The organism is Sabulicella rubraurantiaca (assembly GCF_017355885.1).
GTDB lineage: Bacteria > Pseudomonadota > Alphaproteobacteria > Acetobacterales > Acetobacteraceae > Roseococcus > Roseococcus rubraurantiacus.
Genome location: NZ_JAFEUU010000003.1, coordinates 210,135 through 230,566, shown reverse-complemented (window position 1 = coordinate 230,566; position 20,432 = coordinate 210,135). Strand labels below are relative to the sequence as shown.

Genomic DNA, 20,432 nt, shown 5'->3' with positions numbered 1-20,432 from the left:
CGTGGCCTCGCCCCGAACGCGAAGGACAGCCCCCATGAGCATCTGGCGCCAACCGGCCACCGCGCAGGAGATCAACCAGCGCTTCAGCCCGGAGACGGTGAACGGCCTCCTCGGCATCCGCATCATCGAGGTCGGGCCGGATTACATCGAGGGGGAGATGCCGGTGGATGGGCGGCACGTGCAGCCCTTCGGCATCCTGCACGGGGGCGTGTCCGTGGTGCTGACGGAGACGCTGGGCTCCCTCGCCTCCGTGATGTGCTGCGATCCGGGCTTCAGCGCGGTGGGGCTGGAGGTGAACGCCAATCATCTGCGGCCGGTGCCCAAGGGCGGGACTGTGCGCGGGCGCTGCACCCCCGTCCGGATTGGCCGGTCCGTCCATGTCTGGAACATCGAGCTGCGGCGCGACGACGGCGAGGTGTCCTGCGTCTCCCGCCTCACCACGGCGATCTTGGAGCGCAAGTGAAGCGCCCCCGCCTGTTCGCGCACCGGAGCGAAGCGTGAAGAAGCAGATCGCCTTCATTGGCACGGGCGGCACCATCGCCTCGCTCGGCGACGGTCCGTTCGACATCCAGGACTATGGCCGCCTCGGCCAGGTGATGGATGCCGCCACCCTGCTCGCCCGCTGGCCGGAGGCGGCGGGAGTGGCTTCGGTGGAGCCCATCGCCTTCCGCGCCATCCCGTCCACCGCGATCGGCCCGGCGGAATGGCTGGAACTGCGCCGGGTGGTGAACGAGGCGGCCGCGCGGGGGGTGGACGGCATCGTGGTCGGCCATGGCACGGCGACCTTGGAGGAAACGGCGTATTTCCTTCACCTGACCGCCGCCGGGGGCGCGCAGCCGCCCGTGGTGCTGGTGGGGGCGCAGCGCCCGTCCAGCGCCCTGTCGACCGATGCCGGGATGAACCTCGCCAATGCCTGTCGCGTGGCGGGCGACCCGGGCGCGCGGGGCCTCGGCGTGCTGGTGGCGATGAATGACGAGGTACACGCGGCGCGCGAGGTGACCAAGACCCACACCGCCCGCCTCCAGGCCTTCCAGAGCCCGGATTTCGGCGCGCTGGGCCAGGCCGAGGCCGATGCGGTGCATTGGTATCGCCGCCCGCTGCGCCCGCCGGGGGATTTCGATGTCTCCGGCCTCGCCGCCCTCCCGCGGGTGGATATCGTGCCCTGCTATGCCGGGGCGGACGGGACGGCGGTGGAGGCCTTCCTGCGCGCCGGGGCCGAGGGGCTGGTGCTGGACGGGTTCGCGCCCAGCGGCGGCACGCCCGCGCTGATGCAGGCGCTGCGCGACGCCCCCGTGCCGGTGGCCGCCACCACCCGCGCGGGGGGCGGCCGCGTGGTGGAAACGACGCGCAGCCGCGCGGCGGAGCTGATCCCGGCGGACAACCTCAACGCCGCCAAGGCGCGGGTGCTGCTGATGCTCGGGCTGACGCGGACGCGGGACCGGGCGGAACTGCGGACGCTGTTCGAGCGCTACTGAGGCCGCAGCCCCGCCGGCGTCACGCGCAGGATCTCGGCGCGGCAGGGGTCGAAGCCGCCCAGCGCCATCTCGCGCCCATCGGCCATGATGGCGCGCATCAGATTGGGGCCGGGCGGTGCCGCCACGGTAAGTTCCGTCCCCGGTGGCAGGTTCGCAAGGCCGAGCACATCGCGCTCCGCCCCGCCGGGCGTGCGGACGACGAGGTTGCGGACGGTGGCGCCCGAGACGTTCACCACCTGGAAACGGCCGTCACAGGCCGGGATGCGGATGTCGATGGGCTGCACCACCACCACGGGGGAGCAGCCTGCCAGCAGGGCCAGAAAGGGGAGGAGGCGGAGCATCATCCCCCTCCCAACGCCGCGCCGGGGCGCGGGTGTCAGATGCGTCCGGCGGCCTTGTCAGCCTCGTAGCGGGCCTTGTTCTCGGCATTGGCGGGGTAGAGGCCGGGCAGGGCCTGGCCCGCTTCCACCTGCTTCATGATCCAGCCTTCCAGCCGCTCCTGCTCCACGGCCATCTCCGTCACCGCCTCGACGAGGTCGGCGGGGATGACCACGGCGCCGTCCGGATCGGCCACGATCACATCGCCCGGGAAGACGGCGACGCCGCCGCAGCCCACGGGCTCCTGCCAGTTCACGAAGGTGAGGCCGGCGACGGAGGGCGGGGCCGCGCCGCCCGCGCACCACACGGGCAGGCCGGTACCGTTCACGCCGGCCACGTCGCGCACCGCGCCATCCGTTACCAGCGCGGTCACGTTCTTCTTCTGCAGGCGGGCGCAGAGGATGTCGCCGAAGATGCCGGCATCCTTCACCCCCATGGCGTCGGCCACGACGATCACGCCCTCAGGCATCGCCTCGATGGCGGCGCGGGTGGATTTCGGCGAAGACCAGGATTCTGGCGTGGCGAGATCCTCGCGCGCGGGGATGAAGCGCAGGGTGAAGGCCTCGCCCACCAGGCGCTTGCCCTGGGCGGCGGGGGTGAAGGGGGCGGCGCCGCGCATCCACACGTTGCGAAGGCCCTTCTTCAGCAGCACCGTCGTCAGCGTCGCGGTGGTGATGCCTTCCAGCTTGCTCTTGGTCTCGGCGGACAGCGCCATGGTCGGTTCCCCGTTCCTTTCGGTCCCGTTCGCTTTATGCGCGGCCTGCCCGCGCGTCCACCCAGGCGGCGGCGCGCTGCGCCAGCGCCTCGGGCGGGTCCGTGACGTCGAGGGCGAGCGCCGCTTCCTCCCGCGTAGGGGGTTCGAGCGTGGCGAACTGGCTTTCCATCAGCGCGGGCGGCATGAAATGGCCGGGCCGCGCCGCCTGCCGCGCCGCGATCAGCGCGAATTCGCCATGCGGGTGCACCACAAGCAGCCCGGGCGCATGCTCCCGGAGACGGTCGCGATAGGAGCGCTTCAGCGCCGAGCAGCCAATCACCCCTCCCCCCGCCTGCGCCGCGAGCCACTGTCCGAGCGCATCCAGCCAGGGCCAGCGATCCGCGTCGGTGAGCGGGATCCCTGCGCTCATCTTGCGAATATTCGCTTCGGGGTGGAACGCGTCCGCATCAGCGAAGGGCAGGCCAAGGCGCTCGGCCAGCAGCGCCCCCAGCGTGGACTTGCCGGAGCCGGAGACGCCCATGACCAGGACGCGGCGTGGGGTCACGGCCACGCGGCCAGCAGGTCACCAGTCAACCGACCCACCCCGACACATCGCGATGCCCATGGAGAATCCGGCCGCACGGCGGCCGGCGCCGCCAGACCAACCGGGCAACCAGCACGCCAGTAGCGCGGCGAAGCCAAGCCGGCGGAGCCGGCGCCCGGCGCCTGAGGGCAGAAATCAAACATCTGGAGCCTTCGGCTCCAGATGCCCGCCGAAACCCTTGCGCATGGCGCTAAGCGCCTTGTCGGCGAAGTTCTCCGTCCCGCGCGAGCGGAAGCGTGCGAAGAGCGCGGCGGCCAGCACCGGCGCGGGCACGGCGTGCTCCACCGCCGCATCCACCGTCCAGCGCCCCTCGCCGCTGTCGCTCACCACGCCGCCGTATTCCTTGAGGTCGGGGTCGAGCGCCAGGGCCTGCGCCGTCAGGTCCAGCAGCCAGGAAGAGACGACTGAACCGCGCCGCCACGCCTCCGTCACGTCGGGCAGCGGCAGCTCCGGGAAGGGGCCGCGGCGCAGGAGGTCGAGACCCTCGGCCATGGCCTGCATCATCCCGTACTCGATACCGTTGTGGATCATCTTGCAGTAGTGGCCGGCGCCGCTCGGCCCGCAATGGACGAAGCCCGCCTCCGGCCGCTTGTCGCGCCCCTCGCGCCCGCCCGTGGGCGGCGCGGCGCCTTCACCGGGGGAGAGGGCGCGCCACAGCGTCTCATGGGCCCGCACCGCCTCCACGTCGCCGCCGATCATCAGGCAGTAGCCGCGTTGCAGCCCCCACACCCCGCCCGAGGTGCCGACATCAAGGTAATGCAGCCCCTTCGCCCGCGCTTCGGCAGCGCGGCGCATGCTGTCCTTGTAGAGGGAGTTGCCGCCCTCGATGATCGTGTCGCCGGGGGCAAGCAGCGCGTGAAGTTCGCGCAGCGCGGCTTCGGTGACCTCGCCGGCGGGCAGCATGACCCAGACGGTGCGCGGCGCGTCCAGCAGCGCCACCAGCCCCTCCAGGCTGTCCGCCCCCGCCGCGCCTTCCGCCACCAGCGCGGCGACAGCAGATGCGTCGCGGTCGAACCCCGCCCCCGCGATGCCCGCGCGCATCGCGCGGCGCAGGATATTGGCCCCCATCCGGCCCAGACCGACCATGCCGAGCGTCATGAAGTTTCCTCCCCGCGCATCCTCATGCTGTGATGACGGAAACGCGATGGGGAGGAAAGTCCAATGAAGCTGCCGGAAAAGGGCGAGGCGTGGCCCGCCCTGGAGCAGGCGCTGCACGACGCCAAGGCGCGTGACCATTCCTGGCGCAAGGGCCGCATGGCCGTGTTCTTCTACTACCTGGACGAGGAGTTGGAGCGCGTCGGCCAGGACGCGTACCGGCTGTTCTGGACGGAGAACCACCTGGGCGCGGGCCGCGCCTTCCCCTCGCTGGCGAAGCTGGAGGGCGAGGTGGTCTCGATGGCGCTGGACCTCGTGCACGCACCGGAGGGCGCGGGCGGCACCATGACCTCCGGCGGCAGCGAGAGCATCTTCCTGGCGATGCTGGCGGCGCGCGAGAAATCGGGCGGCAAGACGGGCGGAAATGTCGTGATGCCGGACACGGCGCACCTCACCTTCGACCGCGCCTGCTGGTATCTCGGCCTCGAGGCGCGGCGCGTGCCCGTGGGCGCGGACCGGCGCGGCGACGTGGCGGCGATGGAGGCCGCCTGCGATGAGGGGACCGTCGCGATCGTCGGCTCCGCGCCCTGCTATCCCTTCGGCACGGTGGACCCGATCCGCGAACTCGGCGCGCTGGCGCAGCGGCGCGGGGCGTGGCTGCACGTGGATGCCTGCGTCGGCGGCTTCATCAACCCATTCCTGTCCGGCCTGCCCGAATGGGACTTCGCCGTGCCGGGCGTTTCCAGCATCAGCGCCGACATCCACAAGCATGGCATGGCCCCCAAGGGCGCCTCGCTGCTGCTGGTGCGCGACGAGGCGCTGCGCCGCTTCCACCGCTTCGAGAGCCGCGCCTGGGCGCGCGGCCTCTACGCCGCCTACACCGCGCAGGGCACGCGACCGGGCGGTGCGGTGGCCGCCGCCTGGGCAGTGATGCGCTTCCTCGGCCGCGCGGGCTACCGCGACTGCGCGGAGCGGGTGATGCGCGCCCGCGCGATCATCGTGGCAGCGGTGGAAGCCATCCCCGGCCTGGAGGCCCTGCCGGGCCAGCACGCCATCCTGGTGTATCGCTCCACCGACCCGGCTCTACCCATTGCCGCCGTGGCGGAAGGGCTGGAGCGGCGCGGCTGGCTGGTGTCGCGGCAGGTGGAGCCGGAGGGCATCCACCTGCACCTGAACCCGCTCCATGCCGAGGTGGCAGAGGAATACGTCGCCGCCCTGCGCGAAGCGGCGGCGGAGGCGCGCGGCGCCGGAGCTGCACGCGCGAAGGAGGAGGTGCGCGCCTACTGAGGCTGCGAAACCGAAGCCGGGCGGGGCCGCATCTTTCGTTGCCGCCGCCCGCCTCCCTCACCTAGACTTCCACCGCCGGGCGAGAGTTTCCCCTCCCTGTGGGACACGGCCCATGCTCACCGACCGATACGGCCTTCCCCTCTCCACGACATCGCCAGAGGCGCGCGATGCCTATGTCGAGGGATGCGACATCCTGCTGCGGATGTATCCCGGCGCGGCCGAGGCCTTCGAACGCGCGTCCCTCGCCGATCCGGACTTCGCGCTGGCCCATGCCGGCCGCGCGCGGGCGCTGCAACTGGCGGGCAACATCGCCGAGGCCCGCGACGCCATCGCGGCGGCACGCGGCGTCCTGGGCAGGAAGGCATCGGACCGGGATAGGAGCCACGTGGAGGTGATCGACCGGCTGCTGGGCGGCAAGCCCGCCTTCTCGCTGGAGGCGCTGCGGCGCCACGCGGTGGACTGGCCGCGCGATGCGGTCGCGGTCAGCCTCGCGGCCAACCAGACCGGCCTGATCGGCATCTCCGGCAGCGCGACGCGGGAGCAGGACCAGCTGGATTTCCTGGCGATGCTGGAACCGCACTATGGCGACGACTGGTGGTTCAACAGCCACTACGCCTTCGCCCTTTCCGAGCTTGGCCACCAGGATGCCGCGCGGCCGCGCATCGAAGCCTCCATCGCGCAATGCCCGCGCAACGCCTATGCGGCGCACACGCTGGCGCATTTCCACTACGAGAATGGCGAGGCCGAGGCCGCCACGTCCTTCCTCCGCTCCTGGCTCGCCGATTATCCGCGCAACGGCGCCCTCCACGGCCATCTGAGCTGGCACCTAGCGCTCGTGCGGCTGCACGAGGGCGAGTTCAACGAGGGGCTGCAGCTCTTCGATCAGGGCTTCGCGGGCGAGGACCATCCAGGTCCGGCATTGATCAAGATCTTCGACGCGCCCTCATTCCTGTGGCGCGCCGAGCTTGCGGGGCATCCGCGCGACCATGCGCGCTGGGAGGCGCTGCACGGCTTCGTGCGCCGCCTCTTTCCGCACCCGGGCCTGCCCTATGCGGATTGGCACATCGCCCTGGTCGACGCCGTGGCCGGCGACCCCGCGGAAACCGAGGCGCGCCTCGCGGAAATGGACGAGATGGTCAGCGCCGGACGCTACCCGGCGGGGCAGGTCGTCGCCGCCCTGGCCCGCGCCTTCATCGCCTTCGAGAAGCGGGACTACGACGCAGCGATCGCCGGCATCGAGAGCGTGTTCGCGGAGCGGGAGCGGATGGGCGGCAGCCGCGCGCAGATCGACCTCGTCGAGTTCACGCTGCTGAAGGCCTTTCTTGCCTGCGGGAGGCACGAGGAGGCGCGACGCCTGCTGGCGAGGCGCCGCCCCGGACCGCGCGGCATCCCGGTGGCCGGGCTGGAGGCGCTGCCGGTCCACTGACCGGCACGTGCTCCCATTTTTACTGCTGCGCGGCGCCGGTCACGCGCACCAGATGCTCCATCAGCGCGAAGTCGCGTTGCTGGATGCGCGCGAGGTCCTCGGCCGATCCGCCTTCCGGCAGGTAGCCAAGATCCTCCATGCGCTGCCGCGTCGCCGGGCTCCGCACCGCCTCGGCGATCACCTCGGACATGCGGCGCACGATGGGTTGCGGCAGGCGCGGCGGGCCGAAGATGCCGATCCAGGAATTGAACTCGTAGCCGGGCACGGTGTCGGAGATGGGCGGCACATCCGGCAGCGCCGGCATGCGGCCGTTGCGCGTGACGCCGAGCGGGATGATCTGACCGGCGCGGATCGCACCCATCGCCTCCGCGAGCGGCGAGAAGATCACCTGCACCCGCCCGGCCAGGAGGTCGGCCATGGCCGGCGCGCCGCCGCGATACGGCACGTGGGTGAAGCGCACCCCCGCTTTCTCCTCGAACAGCGCGCCGGCGAAATGCTGCGTCCCGCCCGACCCGCTGGTGCCGAGGTTGAGCCCGCCCGGATTCTCCCGCGCCAGGGCCACGAGTTCCGCGACGCTGCGCGCCCGCACGGAAGGATGCACGACCAGCACCGCGGCGCTGGTGAGGACCAGCGCCACGGGCGTGAAGTCGTTCACCACGTGAAACCCCATGTTCGGATACAGGAACTGGTTGGTCGCGTGCGTGCCGACCGAGGCGACGACGAAGGTGTGGCCATCCGGTGCCGCCCGCGCCACGGCTTCCGAGCCGATATTGCCCGCCCCGCCGATGCGGTTCTCCACCACCACGGGCTGGCCGAGCGCAGGGGAGATCGCCTCGGCAACGAGGCGCCCGGTGATGTCGGTGCTGCCGCCCGCCGCGAAGCCGACGATGAAGCGGATGGGTCGTTCGGGCCGCCAGGACGCCGTGCCCTGCGCGAAGGCGGGAACGGCAAGCGGCGCGAGGGCGAGCGCGGCGGCGAGGCTGCGGCGATGCATGGTCGTGTTTCCTCCGTGGTGGAGGCGCGACCCGAGGCGCCACGCCTCGTCAGGGAGTTAAGTCCATGCCGCAGGAAGCGGCAACGCGGGTTCAACGCAGCGCGAACATCGCCAGCACCGCGCCGGCCGCGATCATCTGCAACAGGTTCGCAACGACGCTCAGCCGGTGCAGCCGCGCGAAGACCGGGCGCGCCGCCGCATCGCCCGCCTGGGCTGCGTCGGAGAAATGGTTGATGCGCGGCATCAGCACCTGGCGCAGGAACCAAGCGAGGCCGGCGGTGGCGGCCATGATCCCCGCTGCCTCCTTGCTCAGCGGGAACAGCGCCACCGCGGCGGCGGCGGAGAGCGCCAGCACCCACAGGTAATAGACGGGGAAGACCTGCCGGATGAACGGCCCCGCGGCCACGGGCGGCAGCCGCGTGAAGACCAGCGGCGCCACCACGGCGGCAAAGAACACCATGCCGCCCAGCAGCAGGGCGAGCGCGAAGATCGCGATGAGCGACAGGACGGATTCCATTCCGCTCAGTTGGGGTCGTTCCAGCCCTCCGCCACCGCCTTGCCGATCATCCGCCCCTCCTCCACCAGTCGGTGCCCTTCCAGCAGCGCGGCTGCGGAGATGGGGCCGAGGCGGCGTGTGAGGGTGGAACGGATCGTTCCCGCATCGGCGAGGAGCGATACTTCCTTCAGCAGCGCGTGCTGCGCCTCGATGTCGGCGGTGCTGAAGAGGATGCGGGCGAACATCGCCTCCCACACCAGCCCGGCGGCCTTGGGCTTCAGCCGCCCGACCTCCAGCGTCATCGGCTCGTCGATGGCGCAGACTAGGCCCTGCGGCGCGATGATGTCGCAGATCGCGCGCCAATGGCGCTCCGTCTGGGTGGTGCAGAAGATCCACGGCACGGCAACGCCCAGCGCCTTCACCTGCGCCGCGAGGTCGCCCGCATGGTCCAGCACGTGATGCGCGCCGAGTCGCTCACACCATTCGCGCGTCTCGGGCCGGGAGGCGGTGGCGATGACGGTCAGCCCGGTCAGCGCCCGCGCCAGCTGAATCGCCATGGAGCCGACGCCGCCCGCGCCCCCCACCACCAGCAGCGCCGCGCCCGAAGCGCCGTGCGGGATGCGGAGCCGGTCGAACAGCGCCTCCCAGGCCGTGATGGAGGTGAGCGGCAGGGCGGCGGATTCGGCGAAATCCAGCTTCGCCGGGCGCGGGCCGACGATGCGCTCATCCACCAACTGAAACTGGGCGTTCGATCCCGATCGGTTCACTGCGCCGGCATAGAACACCTCGTTCCCCACGCCGAAGAGACGCGCCTCCGGGCCCACGGCGCGCACCACCCCGGCTGCGTCGAAGCCGAGGATCTTCGGCTCGCCCTTGGGGTCGGCACGGCCGCGCTGCTTGGTGTCCAGCGGGTTCACCGACACGGCGCGCACCTCCACCAGCAGGTCGCGTCCCTTTGGGGCAGGCGGTTCGGGTAGGTCGAGGTCGAGCAGCGCCTCCGGGTCGGAGGAGGGGCGGCATTGCGTGTAGGCTACGACCTTCATGGCGTTCTCCCAAGCGTCCCAAAGGGTCTAGCGTGGCGAAGCAGGGTGACAACCCCGCGCACCCTCCCCAAACACAGGACGGAGCAGCCCCACGGGAGACCATCCATGAGCCCTCCCGTCGAACGCCGCAGGACGACATGCCGCCGCAGTTCCAGCGCGTGAAGTTCGGGGACTTCGAGGTGATGGCGCTGCTGGACGGCGCGACGCAGGGCGCGAAACGAAGGCAGCTGCAACTTCTTCCCCGACAGACGCCCAAGAAGCATGCCGATTCGGCGTGGACGTGGACCCGGCGGAAGGCGTGGAGAGCCGCGTGAAGACGCTGACCATGCTGGCCGAGGAAGCCATGCCGATGGGCGCGGCGCACGTGCCCTGGCCGGGCTTCGGCCGGGTGATCCGTGACGGCGAGGGCTTCCTCTATGTGCCGCGCCCGCTGCATTTCGGCACGGCGATCTGACCGAAAGGGCGCGGGGCCGCTCCGCGCCCGGCGTCTCAGTCGGGCGGCGTCATCGCCTTGATGAGATCGAAGACGCGCTTACGGATCGCGGGATCCTGGATGCGGTTATAGGCGCGCACCAGCTCCAGCGTCTCGCGCTGCTGCAGCAGGTCGGGCGGAATGCCCGCCGCGGCCGCCGCATTCGCGGGGGCACCGAAGGGATCCTGCCCCGGCTCGGCCACGCCATGGTTGCGCTGCGCGAAGGAAACGCTGCCGCCGCCCATCGGCATGTCGTCGAAGAAGAAGGAGATCGGCACGTCCAGCACGCGCGACAGGTCGTAGAGCCGCGAGGCGCCGATGCGGTTCACGCCGCGCTCGTATTTCTGCACCTGCTGAAAGGTGAGGCCCAGCGCCTCGCCCAGCTTCTCCTGGCTCATGCCGAGGAGAGTGCGTCGCAGCCGGACGCGGGAGCCGACATGCACGTCGATGGGGCTGGGACGATGCTCTCGCTCCGCAGCACGCTCCAGGTTTTCCTCAGTCGCCATTGCATGCCTCATCTGTCCGTCTTCCTTCGACCTTCACCCGAGTCGAGCCGACTGTGATGCCTGGGACCGGGGGGAACCTGGCGGACAGGACCGGGGGGGCTGCCGAAACAACCATTAAGGGATTGTTGGGGTGTGGTCAATAATCTAAACGTGTCTCAAGATTTAAACCATACTCTCCGGTGTTGCGATCAACCATAATGCACGTCATGGTTGTCGGTTTCTAATCTATTTCGCAGGAAACTCAAAATCACAAGCAGGAGCGCCAGTGTAAGCGGCAGCATAGATCCTGCCCGTCCAAAAACGGTAGGCGGAAGTCTTCCTGGTAAACTGACTTCAAGGCTTCCGGTTGCGTTAAGCTCTAAGTGCGAAACGATATCACCTCGCGCGTCCACAACCGCGCTGATCCCGGTCTGCGCGGCCCGCGCCAGGGGCAGTCCCTCCTCCACCGCCCGCATCCGCGCCGCCGCGAAATGCTGGAACGGCCCGGCCGAGACACCGAACCATGCATCGTTGGTGATGTTCACCAGCCAGGCAGGCCGCTCCGTCCCCGTCACCGCACCGGGAAAGATCACCTCGTAGCAAATCAGCGGCGAGAAGCCGGGCAGCCCCGCTACGGAGAGCGTCACCGGTCCCGGCCCGGCGGAGAAATCGATTCCCCCCGTCACCACCCGGATGGGGATGAGCCCCCCCAGCGGCATGTATTCCCCGAACGGAACGAGGTGGAATTTGTCAAACACCGCCAGCGTCTCGCCTTCCGCGGAGAGCGCGACCAGGGAGTTCCAAAGCCCTGACAGGCGCCGGTCCTCGCCCCATTCGGCGCGCACCGTCCCGGCCAGCAGCGTCGCGCCGGGCGCGAGCGACAGTGCTGCCAAGCGGATCGCCTCCGGATCCTGCGCCAGCAGGAAGGGGCTGGCGGTCTCGGGCCAGATCGCCACCACGCGTTCCCCCGACGCGGCGGCACGGGCCGTGCCCTCGCGCGTCAGGTCGAGGTAGCGGCGGAAGATGGGCAGGCGCTGCGCCTCGTCCCATTTCACCTCCTGCGCCACGTTGCCCTGGACGAGGACAAGGCGAATGCCGGGCGCGGGCGGCTCGGGCTGGCCGAGGCGCCAAGCGCCGAACCCCATCCAGGGCAGCAGGATCAGCAGCGCCAGCGGCACCGCGCGCCGCAGGCCCAGCAGCGGCAGCCCTGCCAGCAGGATCGTCACCAGGGACAGGCCATGCGTGCCGATGATGGCGGCGGGCTGGAGCGGCAGCGGGTGGAAGGCCCAGCCCGTCCCGATCAGGTTCCAGGGAAAGCCGGTGAACAGGAGGCCGCGCAGCCCCTCGGCCAGCACCCAGGCGCCGGCGAAGCCCAGGACGCGCGGCCATCCTGGCGCGGCCCGCCACGCCACCAGCGCCGGCAGGATGGAGAACAACGCCAGCGGCAGGGCCAGACCCGGGGCTGCGATCGGCACCAGCCAGAACCAGCGCCCGAAATCCGTGAACAGGGAATGCGTGACCCAGTACAGGCCGGCCACGTGGTGCCCGAAGCCGAACAGGAAGCCGAGCAGCGCGGCGCGCCGCCAAGTAGGCGCCCGGCCCACCAGCCGCACGAAACCCGGCACGGTCAGCAGCAGAACCGGCAGGAGATGAACTGGCGGCAGGGCGAGGGCGGAGAGCGCGCCCAGCACGGTGGCCAGGGCGGCGGGACGCTGCACCAGTTGCTTCACAGCCAGTTGATTCCCTTGCCTTCGCGCAGGCGCCGCTCGGCGCGGTCGAGATCGGGCGGGGTGGACAGGTGATACCACTCGCCATCATGGACGATGCCGTGCAGCCGCCCCGCCTCGAGGGTGCGGTCGAAGCAGCGATTGAGGCTGAACACCCCGTCCGGCTCCGAGGCCACCAGTGCGGGCGCCATCAGCTGCACCCCGGCGAAGAGGAAGGGCGCGACCTCGCCGGGCTTCGGGCGACGCAGCCGGCCCCAGCCATCCAGGAAGAAGTCGCCGCGCCCCACCGTTCCCTCGATGCGCGCGGTGGGCATCAGCAGCAGCAGCGAATCCATGCGCGCCGGATCGAAGGCTTCGGCGAGGCGCTGAAGCGCCGGCACCGGCCCCTCGCGCCAGAAGGCGTCGCCATTGATGATGGCGAAGGGTTCCTCGCCCAGCAGGGGCAGGGCGCGGCGGATGCCGCCGCCGGTTTCCAACAACTCCGGCTCAAGCTGGAGGCGGGTGCGGGGAGGCGCCGTGCGCGCGGTGAGTGCAGCGGCGACCTTCTCCGCCTTCCAGTGCGCGTTCACCACCGCCTGCTCCACCCCGGCCTCGGCCAGCCGGTCCAGCGCGTGGTCCAGCAGCGAGCGGCCGAGCAGCGTCAGCAGCGGCTTCGCCGTCTGATCCGTCAGCGGGCGCATCCGGGTGCCAAGCCCGGCCGCCAGCACCATGCCGCGCCGAATCACGCCGGGTTGCCGCGCAGCCGGGGCGGGACATGCGCGTCCAGGAAACGCCGCAGCGGTGCCGTCGCCGGGTGCTCCAGCGCGCGGGCGAGATGCGCCCAGCAGCGCGGCCCGTGGGCGAGGTAGTGCGGCTTGCCGTCGCGGCGGTCGAGCCGCACCCAGAGCGCCGCGACCCGCAAGTGGCGCTGTGCGCCGAGCGCGGCCATCGCCGCCGCATCCGGGGTGCCGCCATAGGCGCGCAACGCCGCCTCGCGCGCCGCCGCCGAAACGTCGCGCCGCGCATCTTCGACGAGGGAGACGAGGTCGTAGAACGGGTGGCCGCGCGCCGCGTCCTGGAAGTCGATGACCGCCATGCCGCGAGCGGTGGGGACGAGGTTGGCGGGAAAATAATCGCGATGGACGAAGCCCTCGGCGGCGAAGGGAGCCAGCATCTCGGTCAGCGCGGCGCGCAGCCCGGCCCGCATCGCGTCATCCGGAGGCGTGCCGAACACGGCGGGCCACCACCAGTCGAGAAACGTGGCCATCGCCGCCTCCGTCATCCGGGGCACGTCCCAGGCGGGCAGGCCATCGGGGGGCGGCGCTCCGTGCAGCTTCGCCAGGGTGCGGGCGGCGGCGGCATAGAGCGGCACCGGGTCCGCCCCGGCATCCAGCGCATCCGCCATGCTCTGCGGCCCCAGATCCTCGACCAGCGCCGCGCCCGGCGCCTCGGCCAGCACCGCCGGGGCGGGCACGCCGATGGCATCGAGGTGGCGCGCCACGCGCAGGAAGGCGTCCAGGTAGTCCTGGCCTGGCGTCTCCATCAGCAGGGCCGGGCGCGGACCGCCATGCAGCCTGGCGTAGCGCTTGCTGGCATCGCCAGGAAGCGACTCGGCGCGCGCCGCGGCGAAGCCGGCGCGGGCGAGGAGTTCCGTTACCACGCGCGCTTCTCCCAGCCCGTGACGACCACCCGGCGCGCATCGCCCTCCAGCGGCTCCAGCGCGACGCGCAGCGCCCCTGGCGGCGCCAGGGGGCCGAGCCGGTCGGGCCACTCCACCAGGGCGATGCCCTCCAGCGCCTCCTCCCAACCCAGCTCGTGCAGCGCATCGGGACCGTCGAGGCGGTAGAGGTCGAAGTGGGAGGCGATCATGCCCCCCGGCATGTCATAGAGCTGCACCAGGGTGAAGGTGGGACTCGGCACCTCCAGCGCCGCGTCGCCGGAGAGGGCGCGGAGGAAGGCGCGCGCGAGGGCGGATTTCCCCGCGCCCAGTGGCCCTTCCAGCAGGATCGCATCCCCCGCCCGCACCGCCTGGGCCAGTCGCGCGGCCAGGGCCTCGGTCTCGCTGAGGCCGTTCAGCACCATCTCCATGGCCCGGCTTGTCGCACGCCCTGGACGGGCGAGGCAAAGCGGGGCAAGCGGTCGGGCATGAGCGACGTGATCGAGACCGACGTGTGCATCATCGGCGCGGGGCCCTGCGGCCTCTTCGCCGTCTTCGAGTGCGGCATGCTGAAGATGCGCTGCGCCGTGGTGGACACGCTGGAGGAGATCGGCGGCCAATGCGCCGCCCTGTATCCCGAGAAGCCGATCTTCGACATCCCGGCGCATCCGCGCATCGAGGGCGCGAAGCTGATCGAGCAGCTGGCCGAGCAGGCCCTGCCCTTCGAGCCGCGCTACCTGCTCGGCCAGCGCGTCGAGGCGATGACGCAGGGCGACGAGGGCTTCACCCTGCGCACCAGCACGGACCGGGTGATCCGCTGCAAGGCCGTCATCCTCGCCGCCGGGGCGGGTGCCTTCGGCCCCAACCGCCCGCCGCTGGACCACCTGCCGGATTACGAGGCGACGGGCGCCGTGCGCTACCTGGTGACGAAGCGCGAGGAGTTCCGCGGCAAGCGCGTGGTGATCGCCGGGGGCGGCGACAGCGCGGTGGATTGGGCACTCAGCCTGAAGGACATCGCCCACGTCACCATGGTGCATCGGCGCGACAAGTTCCGCGCCGCGCCCGAGAGCGCGCGGCAACTGGCCGAAGCCGCCGCGCGCGGCGAGGTGGAGATGGCCATCCCCTACCAGCTGCATGGGCTGGAAGGCACGGAAGGCCGGCTTTCCGCCGTGGTGCTCGCCACGCTGAAGGGCGAGGAGAAGCGCGTCGAGGCCGACCATCTGCTGGCCTTCTTCGGCCTGTCCATGGAACTCGGCCCCATTGCCGAATGGGGGCTGGGCATCGAGCACAAGCATGTGCGCGTGGACCCGGCCACCTGCCTGACCAATATCCCTGGCGTCCATGCCATCGGCGACATCGCCACCTATCCGGGCAAGCTGAAGCTGATCCTGCAAGGCTTCAGCGAGGCCGCGATGGCGGCGCACGCCATCCATCCGCGGGTCTTCCCCGGCGAGGCGCTGCATTTCGAGTATTCCACCTCCAAGGGCGTGCCGCTCGGGTGAAGCGCGAGTCGCCCGCCGCGCAGCGCAACCGGGACCCCATCGCCGAGGCGCTGGTGCCGCTCCTGCCCGCGCGCGGCGTGGTGCTGGAGGTGGCGAGCGGCTCGGGCGAGCACGCCGTCCATCTGGCGCGGCGCTTCCCGCATCTGCTGTGGCAGCCCAGCGACCCGGATGGGGAGGCGCGCGCCTCCATCGCGCTTTATGTGCGCGAGGCCGGGCTGCCCAATCTCCGCCCGCCCCTCGCGCTGGACGCGGCCGGGGAAGCGTCCTTCCCGCGCGCCGAGGCGGTGCTGTGCATCAACATGATCCACATCGCGCCCTGGGCGGCCTGCGAGGGGCTGTTCCGCAAGGCGCCGGGCGGGTTGCTCTTCTTGTATGGACCATTTTTCCGCGACGGCGTCCTTACCGCCCCCTCCAACCTCGCCTTCGATCAGGACCTCCGCGAACGCGACCCGCGCTGGGGCGTGCGGCGGCTGGAAGACGTGGCGGCGCTGGCGGCGCGGAATGGCTGGGGTTCGCCCGAAGTCACGGAGATGCCGGCCAACAACCTTCTGGTCGCCTTCCGGCGCTGAGCGCCCCTCACTCGCGCAGGAGGCGGAAGGTGCTTTCGGTCGTGGAGACGCGGATGCCCGGCCCGGGCACGCGGGTGTAGCGCGCTGATCCGGTCAGCTGGTTGCCGGCGATGCGCCCCTCCAGCTCCGTCGTGAAGGGGTTGCGCCCCATCGTCAGCGTGCCCGAGGCGATCAGCGTCCCGTCGGGAGCGAGCCGGCCGCGGAGTTCGCCCGTGCCGATCAGCCCTGCCCAGGATTCGAAGCGCACCGCCACCGCATCCCCTTCCCCGGTCGGCCGCACGATCAGCCGCAGCCTTCCGCCGCGCTGCAAGGTCTCGTTGAAATTTGCGCCGCGGAAGCTGCCGGGCCGCTCGGCGGGCGTGGCTTCCGGTGGCGGGGCGGGCGGGGCCGCTGGCGGGGAAGCGCGTGGTACCTTTACGGCGGGGGCTGGCCCAGGCGATGCGGGTGCTGGCGCGGCCGGGGCTGGGGCCGCCTCCCGGGCCGGGGCTGCCTCCTGGGCCGGGGCGGGCTCAGCGCTTGGGGTTGGCTCCGCGACCGGAAGCGGCATTCCGGCCCATTCCCAGCCCAACGGGATCAGCGCGACCAGCAGAAGCAGCAGCACAGCCACCGGCCAGCGGCGCCGGCGCGACCGCGCCGGCCGCCGGGACGGGTGCGGCGGGGCCAGGGGCGCGTCGGCCACGATATCGGGCGGCATCTCCACCGGCGCTGCGGAGGGCCGGCGCAGCGCCGAAGCGGCGGCGACCGGCACAGGCTCCGGCGGGGGCGCTGGCGGTGGCGGCGCAGGAGGGGGCGCGGCTTCGGGCCTGGGTTCCGGCTTGGGCGCTGGCGCCGGTTCGGGTGGCGGCTCGGGGGCGGGCGGTGGCTCCGGCGCGGGCGGGGCTGAGATGGGCGGAGCCGGGGTGGGCCCGCCGGAGCGCATCGCATCCGCCGCCTCGACGTGATGGGGGCCGACCCGCGCCGAGCCGCCCATCCGGGCGATGAACATCGCGCCCTGGGCCAGGGTCGCCACCAGCCGGGGCAGGCCGCGCGCGTGCAGGGCCAGCGATTCGACGGCCTCGGCCTCGAACAGATCGGGCGGCTCGCCCACCGCCTCCAGCCGCGCGGCGACGAATTCGCCCACATCCTCGAGGGAAAGCGGTGGCAGGGGCACCACGGCGAAGGGCAGGCCCAGCGCCTCCAACCGCGCGGCGAAGCCGGGCAGCGCCGCCAGGACGGAGGGTCCGTCCTCGCCCAGGCCACGCAGCGCCGCGTCGTCCAGCGCATCCGCCTCGTCAAGCAGCCGCACCGTTTCGGGCGGGTCCGGCTCGGCGGTGAGGGCGTGTTCGTGAAGCTGCGCTGGGCGGCCCTCCTCGCGCAGGGTGCGCTCCACTTCCCGCAGCAGCAAGGTCTTGCCCGCGCCCGGCTGGCCGAGCAGCAGCACGGGCTGGCCGGGCCGCAACGCCCCCAGCACGGCCGCGCGGGCGCGCCGCCAGCCGGCATGGGGCACGGCACCGTCCACGCCGGAATGGAATTGGAAGGGGAGGCCGGAACGGGCCGGGCCGGACACTGAGTTCACCTTTTCTCCCTGGCTTGGCTTCGCTGAAACTCGCCGGCTGGGTGGAGGTGTCAGCCCCGGCTCATTCCCCGCCTCCCAGCGCGGCGAACCATTCCGCATAGGGAGAGTTCTTCGCCAGGCGGCGGTTCCAATCGGGCGCCCCGTCTGTCCACCAGACAGGTCCTCGCTCGCCCAGCGCGACCTTGGCGGCATGGACCGATGCGCCGGCATTGGCAAGAGCGTCGCGATCGCCGGCACGGCGGGCTGCGCCCACCGCCCGCCGCGCCGCCATCAGGGCACGAACCAGCGAGTCGCGCTCCGCCTCGGGCAGATGGGGGTTTGCGCGGCGCCACAGCCGACCGCGCACCACGATGTAGCGCCCGTCCGGCGTAACGGGCGGCGGCTCGTCAAACGACGAGGCCGCCATTCACGTGGATCACCTGGCCGGTGACGTAGCCGGCCTCCTCGCCGAGCAGGAAGGTGATGGCGGCGGCCATCTCCTCCGGCGTGCCCAGGCGGCGCATCGGCACCTTGGCGGTGAGGGCCTGGCGCTGCTCCTCCGAATAGGAGGCATGGGCGCCGGGATCCTTCTGGGTGTAGCCGGGGGCGATGGCGTTCACCGTCACCGCCGGCGCCCATTCCATCGCCAGGGTGCGCAGCAGCGCCTCCACCCCCAGCTTGCCGACGGCTGTGGCCGGGAAGTTGTGCGCGTCATGGCGATACAGGTGCGCGACGAAGGAGGACACGGCGACGAGGCGCGGATGCGTACCCCGCCGTAGATGCGGCCCGGCGGCGCGGGCGAGGCGGAGGAAGGCCCAGAGGATCGTGTCCAGGCTCTTCGCCAGCGTCGCGTCCGACAGGTCGCTGGCCGGGGTGCGGTCGGCGAAGCCCGCGTTGCTCACCACCGCGTCCAGCCCGCCCAGTCGCTCCGCTGCCGCTTCCACCAGCCCGGTGGGGGCCTCGGGATCGGACAGGTCGGCCAGGACGACATGCGCCTCCGCGCCCTTGGCGCGCGCCTCCTTCGCCACCGCCACCGCGCCCGCCTCGTTGCCGCGGGCGTGGATGACGAGGGCGACGCCCGGCGCGGCGAGGCGCCGTGCCGTCGCCGCGCCGATGCCGGAGGAAGCGCCGGTGATGAGGACGCGTCGCGTCACCCGGAATACGCGACGGTGCGCGTACGCTGCTCGCCCAGCCCCTGCACGCCGAGGCGCAGCGTCTGGCCCGGCTTCAGGAAGACCGGGTTCGGCTTCACACCGAGGCCGACGCCGGGCGGCGTGCCGGTGAAGATGATGTCGCCCGGGTGCAGCGTGATGAAGTGCGACACGTAGGAGACGATGGTCTTCACGCCGAAGATCATGGTCTTCGTGCTGCCCTTCTGGCGCATGGTGCCGTCCACCTCGCAGAACAGGTCGAGCGCCTGCGGGTCAGGCACCTCATCCTTGGTGACGAGCCAGGGGCCGACGGGGCCAAAGGTGTCGGCGCCCTTGCCCTTGTCCCAGGCGCCGCCGCGCTCGATCTGCCATTCGCGCTCGCTCACGTCATTGCCCGTGGCGTAGCCGGCGACGTGGTCCAGCGCCTGATCCTCGCTGACGCAGGTGGCCTTGCTGCCGATGACGATGCACAGCTCCACCTCCCAGTCGGTCTTGGAGCTGTTCTTGGGGATCACGATGTCGTCATTCGGGCCGCTGATCGCGCCATTGGCCTTGAGGAAGACGATCGGCTCCTTCGGGATATCGGCGCCCGTCTCCGCCGCGTGGTCGGCGTAGTTCAGCCCGATGCAGATCAGCTGCGTGAAGCCCGAGACCGGCGGGCCGAGGCGCGGATTGCCCTCGACCTTCGGCAGGGTGCTCGGGTCCAGCGCGGCGAGCTTCTTGAGGCCGTTGGGCGAAAGCACGTCGCCCGCGATGTCGTCGCAGATGCCGGACAGGTCGCGGATCGCGCCCGAGGCGTCGAGCAGACCCGGCTTCTCCTTCCCCTTGGGGCCGTAGCGCAAGAGCTTCATGGGGTTCCCTCTCCCGATTTGATCGGGCGGGAGCCTAGGGGGGAAAGCAGCGCGGTTGAAGGGGCGGGGCGCTACAGCGTCCAGCCTCCGTCGATGATGACGGCCTGCCCGGTCATGAAGGCGCTCTCGTCGCTCGCGAGATACACGACGAGCGAGGCGATCTCCTCCGGCCGCGCGAGGCGCCCCATCGCCTGGCGCGCGACGAAGGCCGCGCGCGCCTGCTCCATCCCGCCGGCCTCGTCCGCATTCGCCGCCACGCGCTCCTCCCAGGAGGGCGTCTCCACCGTGCCGGGGGCGAGGCAGTTCACGCGGATCCCCTGCTTCACCACGTCGGCCGCCGCAGCGCGCGTCATGCCCACCACGGCCGCCTTGCTCGCGCCATAGACGAAGCGGTTGGGCGCCCCTTTGATGGAGGAGGCGGCGGAGGACATGTTGATGATGGAACCGCGCCCGCGCTCGATCATCGCCGGCAGCGCCGCCTGCATCGCCTTCCACATGGCGCGCACGTTCAGCGCGAAGGCGAAGTCCCACTCATCATCCGTGCAGGTCAGCGCCGTGTTCTGGTGGACGAAGCCCGCGCAGTTGAAGATGGCGTCGAAGGGCCCGCCGCGCGTGATCGCCTCGCGCAGCGCCGTGTCGTCCATCACGTCGAGGCCCTGGGTCTCGATGCCCTCCAGGCCGCGCAGCTTGCCCACGTCCCTGTCGGTCGCCAGCACGTCCGCGCCTTCCTGCGCCATCATGATGGCGGCGGCGCGGCCGATCCCCTGCCCCGCCGCGCTGACGAAGACGCGCTTGCCCTGAAGCCTGCCGGCCATCCCTGGTCCCTCCCATCGTTGCGCGCATTGCGCAGGGAAGGGAGAGGCGCGTCAATCGCGAAGGTGCGGGGCTCCGTCCGTCAGAGGTGGAGGGTGCCAACAGAGATCCGGCCGCAGAGCGACCGGCACCGCCAGACCACCCAACCAGCAGACGCGACCGTGGCGCGGCGAAAGCCAAGCGGCCAGAGGCCGCGCCCG

General features: G+C 71.6%; 25 protein-coding genes. 8 read left to right on the top strand and 17 right to left on the bottom strand.

Going from position 1 to position 20,432, the window contains the following annotated elements; translation table 11 throughout:
- The first annotated feature begins 34 nt into the window (after window positions 1–34).
- On the top strand, window positions 35–463 hold the full coding sequence (locus JTJ31_RS07935) for a PaaI family thioesterase (RefSeq protein WP_207538092.1): 429 nt from the start codon (window positions 35–37) through the stop codon (window positions 461–463).
- Between the two features lie 34 nt (window positions 464–497).
- Window positions 498–1,475, top strand: a complete 978-nt coding sequence (locus tag JTJ31_RS07930) for an asparaginase (protein ID WP_328805703.1) — start codon at window positions 498–500, stop codon at window positions 1,473–1,475.
- Here the strand turns inward: JTJ31_RS07930 and JTJ31_RS07925 are convergent.
- The 4 genes from JTJ31_RS07925 to gnd all read right to left on the bottom strand — a co-directional run bounded on the left by JTJ31_RS07925 (window position 1,469) and on the right by gnd (window position 4,249).
- Window positions 1,469–1,816, bottom strand: coding sequence for a hypothetical protein (locus JTJ31_RS07925; RefSeq protein ID WP_207538090.1), 348 nt, complete (start codon window positions 1,814–1,816; stop codon window positions 1,469–1,471). The two genes, JTJ31_RS07930 and JTJ31_RS07925, sit on opposite strands and share 7 nt — an antisense overlap.
- Before the next feature lie 35 nt (window positions 1,817–1,851).
- On the bottom strand, window positions 1,852–2,568 hold the full coding sequence (locus JTJ31_RS07920) for a ribonuclease activity regulator RraA (RefSeq protein WP_207538089.1): 717 nt from the start codon (window positions 2,566–2,568) through the stop codon (window positions 1,852–1,854).
- Between the two features lie 34 nt (window positions 2,569–2,602).
- On the bottom strand, window positions 2,603–3,112 hold the full coding sequence (locus JTJ31_RS07915; RefSeq protein ID WP_328805702.1) for a gluconokinase: 510 nt from the start codon (window positions 3,110–3,112) through the stop codon (window positions 2,603–2,605).
- A 174-nt stretch (window positions 3,113–3,286) separates the two neighbouring features.
- Entirely contained in the window at window positions 3,287–4,249 is a 963-nt protein-coding gene (gene gnd / locus JTJ31_RS07910) for a phosphogluconate dehydrogenase (NAD(+)-dependent, decarboxylating) (RefSeq protein WP_207538088.1), read from the bottom strand.
- Between the two features lie 63 nt (window positions 4,250–4,312).
- Between gnd and JTJ31_RS07905 the strand changes: the two genes are divergently transcribed.
- Together JTJ31_RS07905 and JTJ31_RS07900 are read left to right on the top strand one after the other, a co-directional pair.
- On the top strand, window positions 4,313–5,533 hold the full coding sequence (locus JTJ31_RS07905) for a pyridoxal phosphate-dependent decarboxylase family protein (RefSeq protein WP_207538087.1): 1,221 nt from the start codon (window positions 4,313–4,315) through the stop codon (window positions 5,531–5,533).
- Window positions 5,534–5,645: 112 nt separating this feature from the next.
- On the top strand, window positions 5,646–6,959 hold the full coding sequence (locus tag JTJ31_RS07900; RefSeq protein ID WP_207538086.1) for a tetratricopeptide repeat protein: 1,314 nt from the start codon (window positions 5,646–5,648) through the stop codon (window positions 6,957–6,959).
- 19 nt (window positions 6,960–6,978) lie between these two features.
- On the opposite strand, the gene JTJ31_RS07895 is transcribed toward JTJ31_RS07900, so the two are convergent.
- The 3 genes from JTJ31_RS07895 to JTJ31_RS07885 all read right to left on the bottom strand — a co-directional run bounded on the left by JTJ31_RS07895 (window position 6,979) and on the right by JTJ31_RS07885 (window position 9,492).
- The gene (locus JTJ31_RS07895) at window positions 6,979–7,953 is read right to left on the bottom strand and encodes a Bug family tripartite tricarboxylate transporter substrate binding protein (RefSeq protein ID WP_207538085.1); all 975 of its coding nucleotides are present in this window, start codon (window positions 7,951–7,953) and stop codon (window positions 6,979–6,981) included.
- Between the two features lie 91 nt (window positions 7,954–8,044).
- Window positions 8,045–8,470, bottom strand: coding sequence for a DUF4149 domain-containing protein (locus JTJ31_RS07890; RefSeq protein WP_207538084.1), 426 nt, complete (start codon window positions 8,468–8,470; stop codon window positions 8,045–8,047).
- A 5-nt stretch (window positions 8,471–8,475) separates the two neighbouring features.
- Window positions 8,476–9,492, bottom strand: coding sequence for a zinc-binding alcohol dehydrogenase family protein (locus JTJ31_RS07885; protein WP_207538083.1), 1,017 nt, complete (start codon window positions 9,490–9,492; stop codon window positions 8,476–8,478).
- A gap of 137 nt (window positions 9,493–9,629) precedes the next feature.
- Between JTJ31_RS07885 and JTJ31_RS07880 the strand changes: the two genes are divergently transcribed.
- Window positions 9,630–9,806 carry a hypothetical protein gene (locus JTJ31_RS07880; protein ID WP_207538082.1) on the top strand — a complete coding sequence of 59 codons (177 nt, stop codon included), beginning with the start codon at window positions 9,630–9,632 and terminating at the stop codon, window positions 9,804–9,806.
- Entirely contained in the window at window positions 9,803–9,946 is a 144-nt protein-coding gene (locus JTJ31_RS07875; RefSeq protein ID WP_207538081.1) for a hypothetical protein, read from the top strand. The genes JTJ31_RS07880 and JTJ31_RS07875 overlap by 4 nt, the downstream gene beginning before the upstream one ends.
- A gap of 35 nt (window positions 9,947–9,981) precedes the next feature.
- Here the strand turns inward: JTJ31_RS07875 and JTJ31_RS07870 are convergent, their stop codons facing one another.
- The 5 genes from JTJ31_RS07870 to tsaE all read right to left on the bottom strand — a co-directional run bounded on the left by JTJ31_RS07870 (window position 9,982) and on the right by tsaE (window position 14,243).
- The gene (locus JTJ31_RS07870; RefSeq protein ID WP_207538080.1) at window positions 9,982–10,470 is read right to left on the bottom strand and encodes a helix-turn-helix domain-containing protein; all 489 of its coding nucleotides are present in this window, start codon (window positions 10,468–10,470) and stop codon (window positions 9,982–9,984) included.
- Window positions 10,471–10,658: 188 nt separating this feature from the next.
- Window positions 10,659–12,167 (bottom strand): apolipoprotein N-acyltransferase, encoded by a 1,509-nt coding sequence (gene lnt, locus JTJ31_RS07865; protein WP_328805701.1) that lies wholly within the window; start codon window positions 12,165–12,167, stop codon window positions 10,659–10,661.
- Between the two features lie 8 nt (window positions 12,168–12,175).
- Window positions 12,176–12,886 carry a nucleotidyltransferase family protein gene (locus tag JTJ31_RS07860; RefSeq protein WP_207538242.1) on the bottom strand — a complete coding sequence of 237 codons (711 nt, stop codon included), beginning with the start codon at window positions 12,884–12,886 and terminating at the stop codon, window positions 12,176–12,178.
- 11 nt (window positions 12,887–12,897) lie between these two features.
- Window positions 12,898–13,815, bottom strand: coding sequence for an aminoglycoside phosphotransferase family protein (locus JTJ31_RS07855; RefSeq protein WP_328805699.1), 918 nt, complete (start codon window positions 13,813–13,815; stop codon window positions 12,898–12,900).
- Window positions 13,809–14,243: a tRNA (adenosine(37)-N6)-threonylcarbamoyltransferase complex ATPase subunit type 1 TsaE gene (tsaE, locus tag JTJ31_RS07850; RefSeq protein WP_408015394.1), complete on the bottom strand. Its 435-nt coding sequence runs from the start codon at window positions 14,241–14,243 to the stop codon at window positions 13,809–13,811. Before tsaE ends, JTJ31_RS07855 begins: the two co-directional genes overlap by 7 nt.
- A gap of 57 nt (window positions 14,244–14,300) precedes the next feature.
- On the opposite strand from tsaE, the gene JTJ31_RS07845 reads away from it, so the two are divergent.
- Together JTJ31_RS07845 and JTJ31_RS07840 are read left to right on the top strand one after the other, a co-directional pair.
- Entirely contained in the window at window positions 14,301–15,314 is a 1,014-nt protein-coding gene (locus tag JTJ31_RS07845; protein ID WP_207538079.1) for an NAD(P)/FAD-dependent oxidoreductase, read from the top strand.
- Complete coding sequence (locus JTJ31_RS07840; RefSeq protein WP_207538078.1) at window positions 15,311–15,883, top strand: DUF938 domain-containing protein; 573 nt, start codon at window positions 15,311–15,313, stop codon at window positions 15,881–15,883. The genes JTJ31_RS07845 and JTJ31_RS07840 overlap by 4 nt, the downstream gene beginning before the upstream one ends.
- 7 nt (window positions 15,884–15,890) lie before the next feature.
- Here the strand turns inward: JTJ31_RS07840 and JTJ31_RS07835 are convergent, their stop codons facing one another.
- From JTJ31_RS07835 to JTJ31_RS07815, 5 genes are all read right to left on the bottom strand, one after another.
- On the bottom strand, window positions 15,891–17,438 hold the full coding sequence (locus tag JTJ31_RS07835) for a hypothetical protein (protein ID WP_207538077.1): 1,548 nt from the start codon (window positions 17,436–17,438) through the stop codon (window positions 15,891–15,893).
- A gap of 61 nt (window positions 17,439–17,499) precedes the next feature.
- Window positions 17,500–17,844, bottom strand: a complete 345-nt coding sequence (locus JTJ31_RS07830; protein ID WP_207538076.1) for a hypothetical protein — start codon at window positions 17,842–17,844, stop codon at window positions 17,500–17,502.
- Window positions 17,825–18,571, bottom strand: coding sequence for an SDR family NAD(P)-dependent oxidoreductase (locus JTJ31_RS07825; protein WP_207538075.1), 747 nt, complete (start codon window positions 18,569–18,571; stop codon window positions 17,825–17,827). The genes JTJ31_RS07830 and JTJ31_RS07825 overlap by 20 nt, the downstream gene beginning before the upstream one ends.
- Complete coding sequence (locus tag JTJ31_RS07820; protein WP_207538074.1) at window positions 18,568–19,419, bottom strand: fumarylacetoacetate hydrolase family protein; 852 nt, start codon at window positions 19,417–19,419, stop codon at window positions 18,568–18,570. Before JTJ31_RS07820 ends, JTJ31_RS07825 begins: the two co-directional genes overlap by 4 nt.
- A 71-nt stretch (window positions 19,420–19,490) precedes the next feature.
- Window positions 19,491–20,234, bottom strand: coding sequence for an SDR family oxidoreductase (locus JTJ31_RS07815; RefSeq protein WP_207538073.1), 744 nt, complete (start codon window positions 20,232–20,234; stop codon window positions 19,491–19,493).
- Window positions 20,235–20,432 lie beyond the last annotated feature (198 nt).

Bases quoted from the DNA above. Each gene is read 5' to 3' on its own strand.
- JTJ31_RS07925 (WP_207538090.1), bottom strand. From the start codon at position 1,816: ATGCTCCGCCTCCTCCCCTTTCTGGCCCTGCTGGCAGGCTGCTCCCCC.
- JTJ31_RS07870 (WP_207538080.1), bottom strand. From the start codon at position 10,470: ATGGCGACTGAGGAAAACCTGGAGCGTGCTGCGGAGCGAGAGCATCGT.
- JTJ31_RS07860 (WP_207538242.1), bottom strand. From the start codon at position 12,886: ATGGTGCTGGCGGCCGGGCTTGGCACCCGGATGCGCCCGCTGACGGAT.
- JTJ31_RS07885 (WP_207538083.1), bottom strand. From the start codon at position 9,492: ATGAAGGTCGTAGCCTACACGCAATGCCGCCCCTCCTCCGACCCGGAG.
- JTJ31_RS07830 (WP_207538076.1), bottom strand. From the start codon at position 17,844: ATGGCGGCCTCGTCGTTTGACGAGCCGCCGCCCGTTACGCCGGACGGG.
- JTJ31_RS07890 (WP_207538084.1), bottom strand. From the start codon at position 8,470: ATGGAATCCGTCCTGTCGCTCATCGCGATCTTCGCGCTCGCCCTGCTG.
- JTJ31_RS07815 (WP_207538073.1), bottom strand. From the start codon at position 20,234: ATGGCCGGCAGGCTTCAGGGCAAGCGCGTCTTCGTCAGCGCGGCGGGG.
- tsaE (WP_408015394.1), bottom strand. From the start codon at position 14,243: ATGGAGATGGTGCTGAACGGCCTCAGCGAGACCGAGGCCCTGGCCGCG.
- JTJ31_RS07920 (WP_207538089.1), bottom strand. From the start codon at position 2,568: ATGGCGCTGTCCGCCGAGACCAAGAGCAAGCTGGAAGGCATCACCACC.
- JTJ31_RS07845 (WP_207538079.1), top strand. From the start codon at position 14,301: ATGAGCGACGTGATCGAGACCGACGTGTGCATCATCGGCGCGGGGCCC.
- JTJ31_RS07935 (WP_207538092.1), top strand. From the start codon at position 35: ATGAGCATCTGGCGCCAACCGGCCACCGCGCAGGAGATCAACCAGCGC.
- JTJ31_RS07895 (WP_207538085.1), bottom strand. From the start codon at position 7,953: ATGCATCGCCGCAGCCTCGCCGCCGCGCTCGCCCTCGCGCCGCTTGCC.
- JTJ31_RS07900 (WP_207538086.1), top strand. From the start codon at position 5,646: ATGCTCACCGACCGATACGGCCTTCCCCTCTCCACGACATCGCCAGAG.
- JTJ31_RS07880 (WP_207538082.1), top strand. From the start codon at position 9,630: ATGCCGCCGCAGTTCCAGCGCGTGAAGTTCGGGGACTTCGAGGTGATG.
- JTJ31_RS07820 (WP_207538074.1), bottom strand. From the start codon at position 19,419: ATGAAGCTCTTGCGCTACGGCCCCAAGGGGAAGGAGAAGCCGGGTCTG.
- gnd (WP_207538088.1), bottom strand. From the start codon at position 4,249: ATGACGCTCGGCATGGTCGGTCTGGGCCGGATGGGGGCCAATATCCTG.
- JTJ31_RS07905 (WP_207538087.1), top strand. From the start codon at position 4,313: ATGAAGCTGCCGGAAAAGGGCGAGGCGTGGCCCGCCCTGGAGCAGGCG.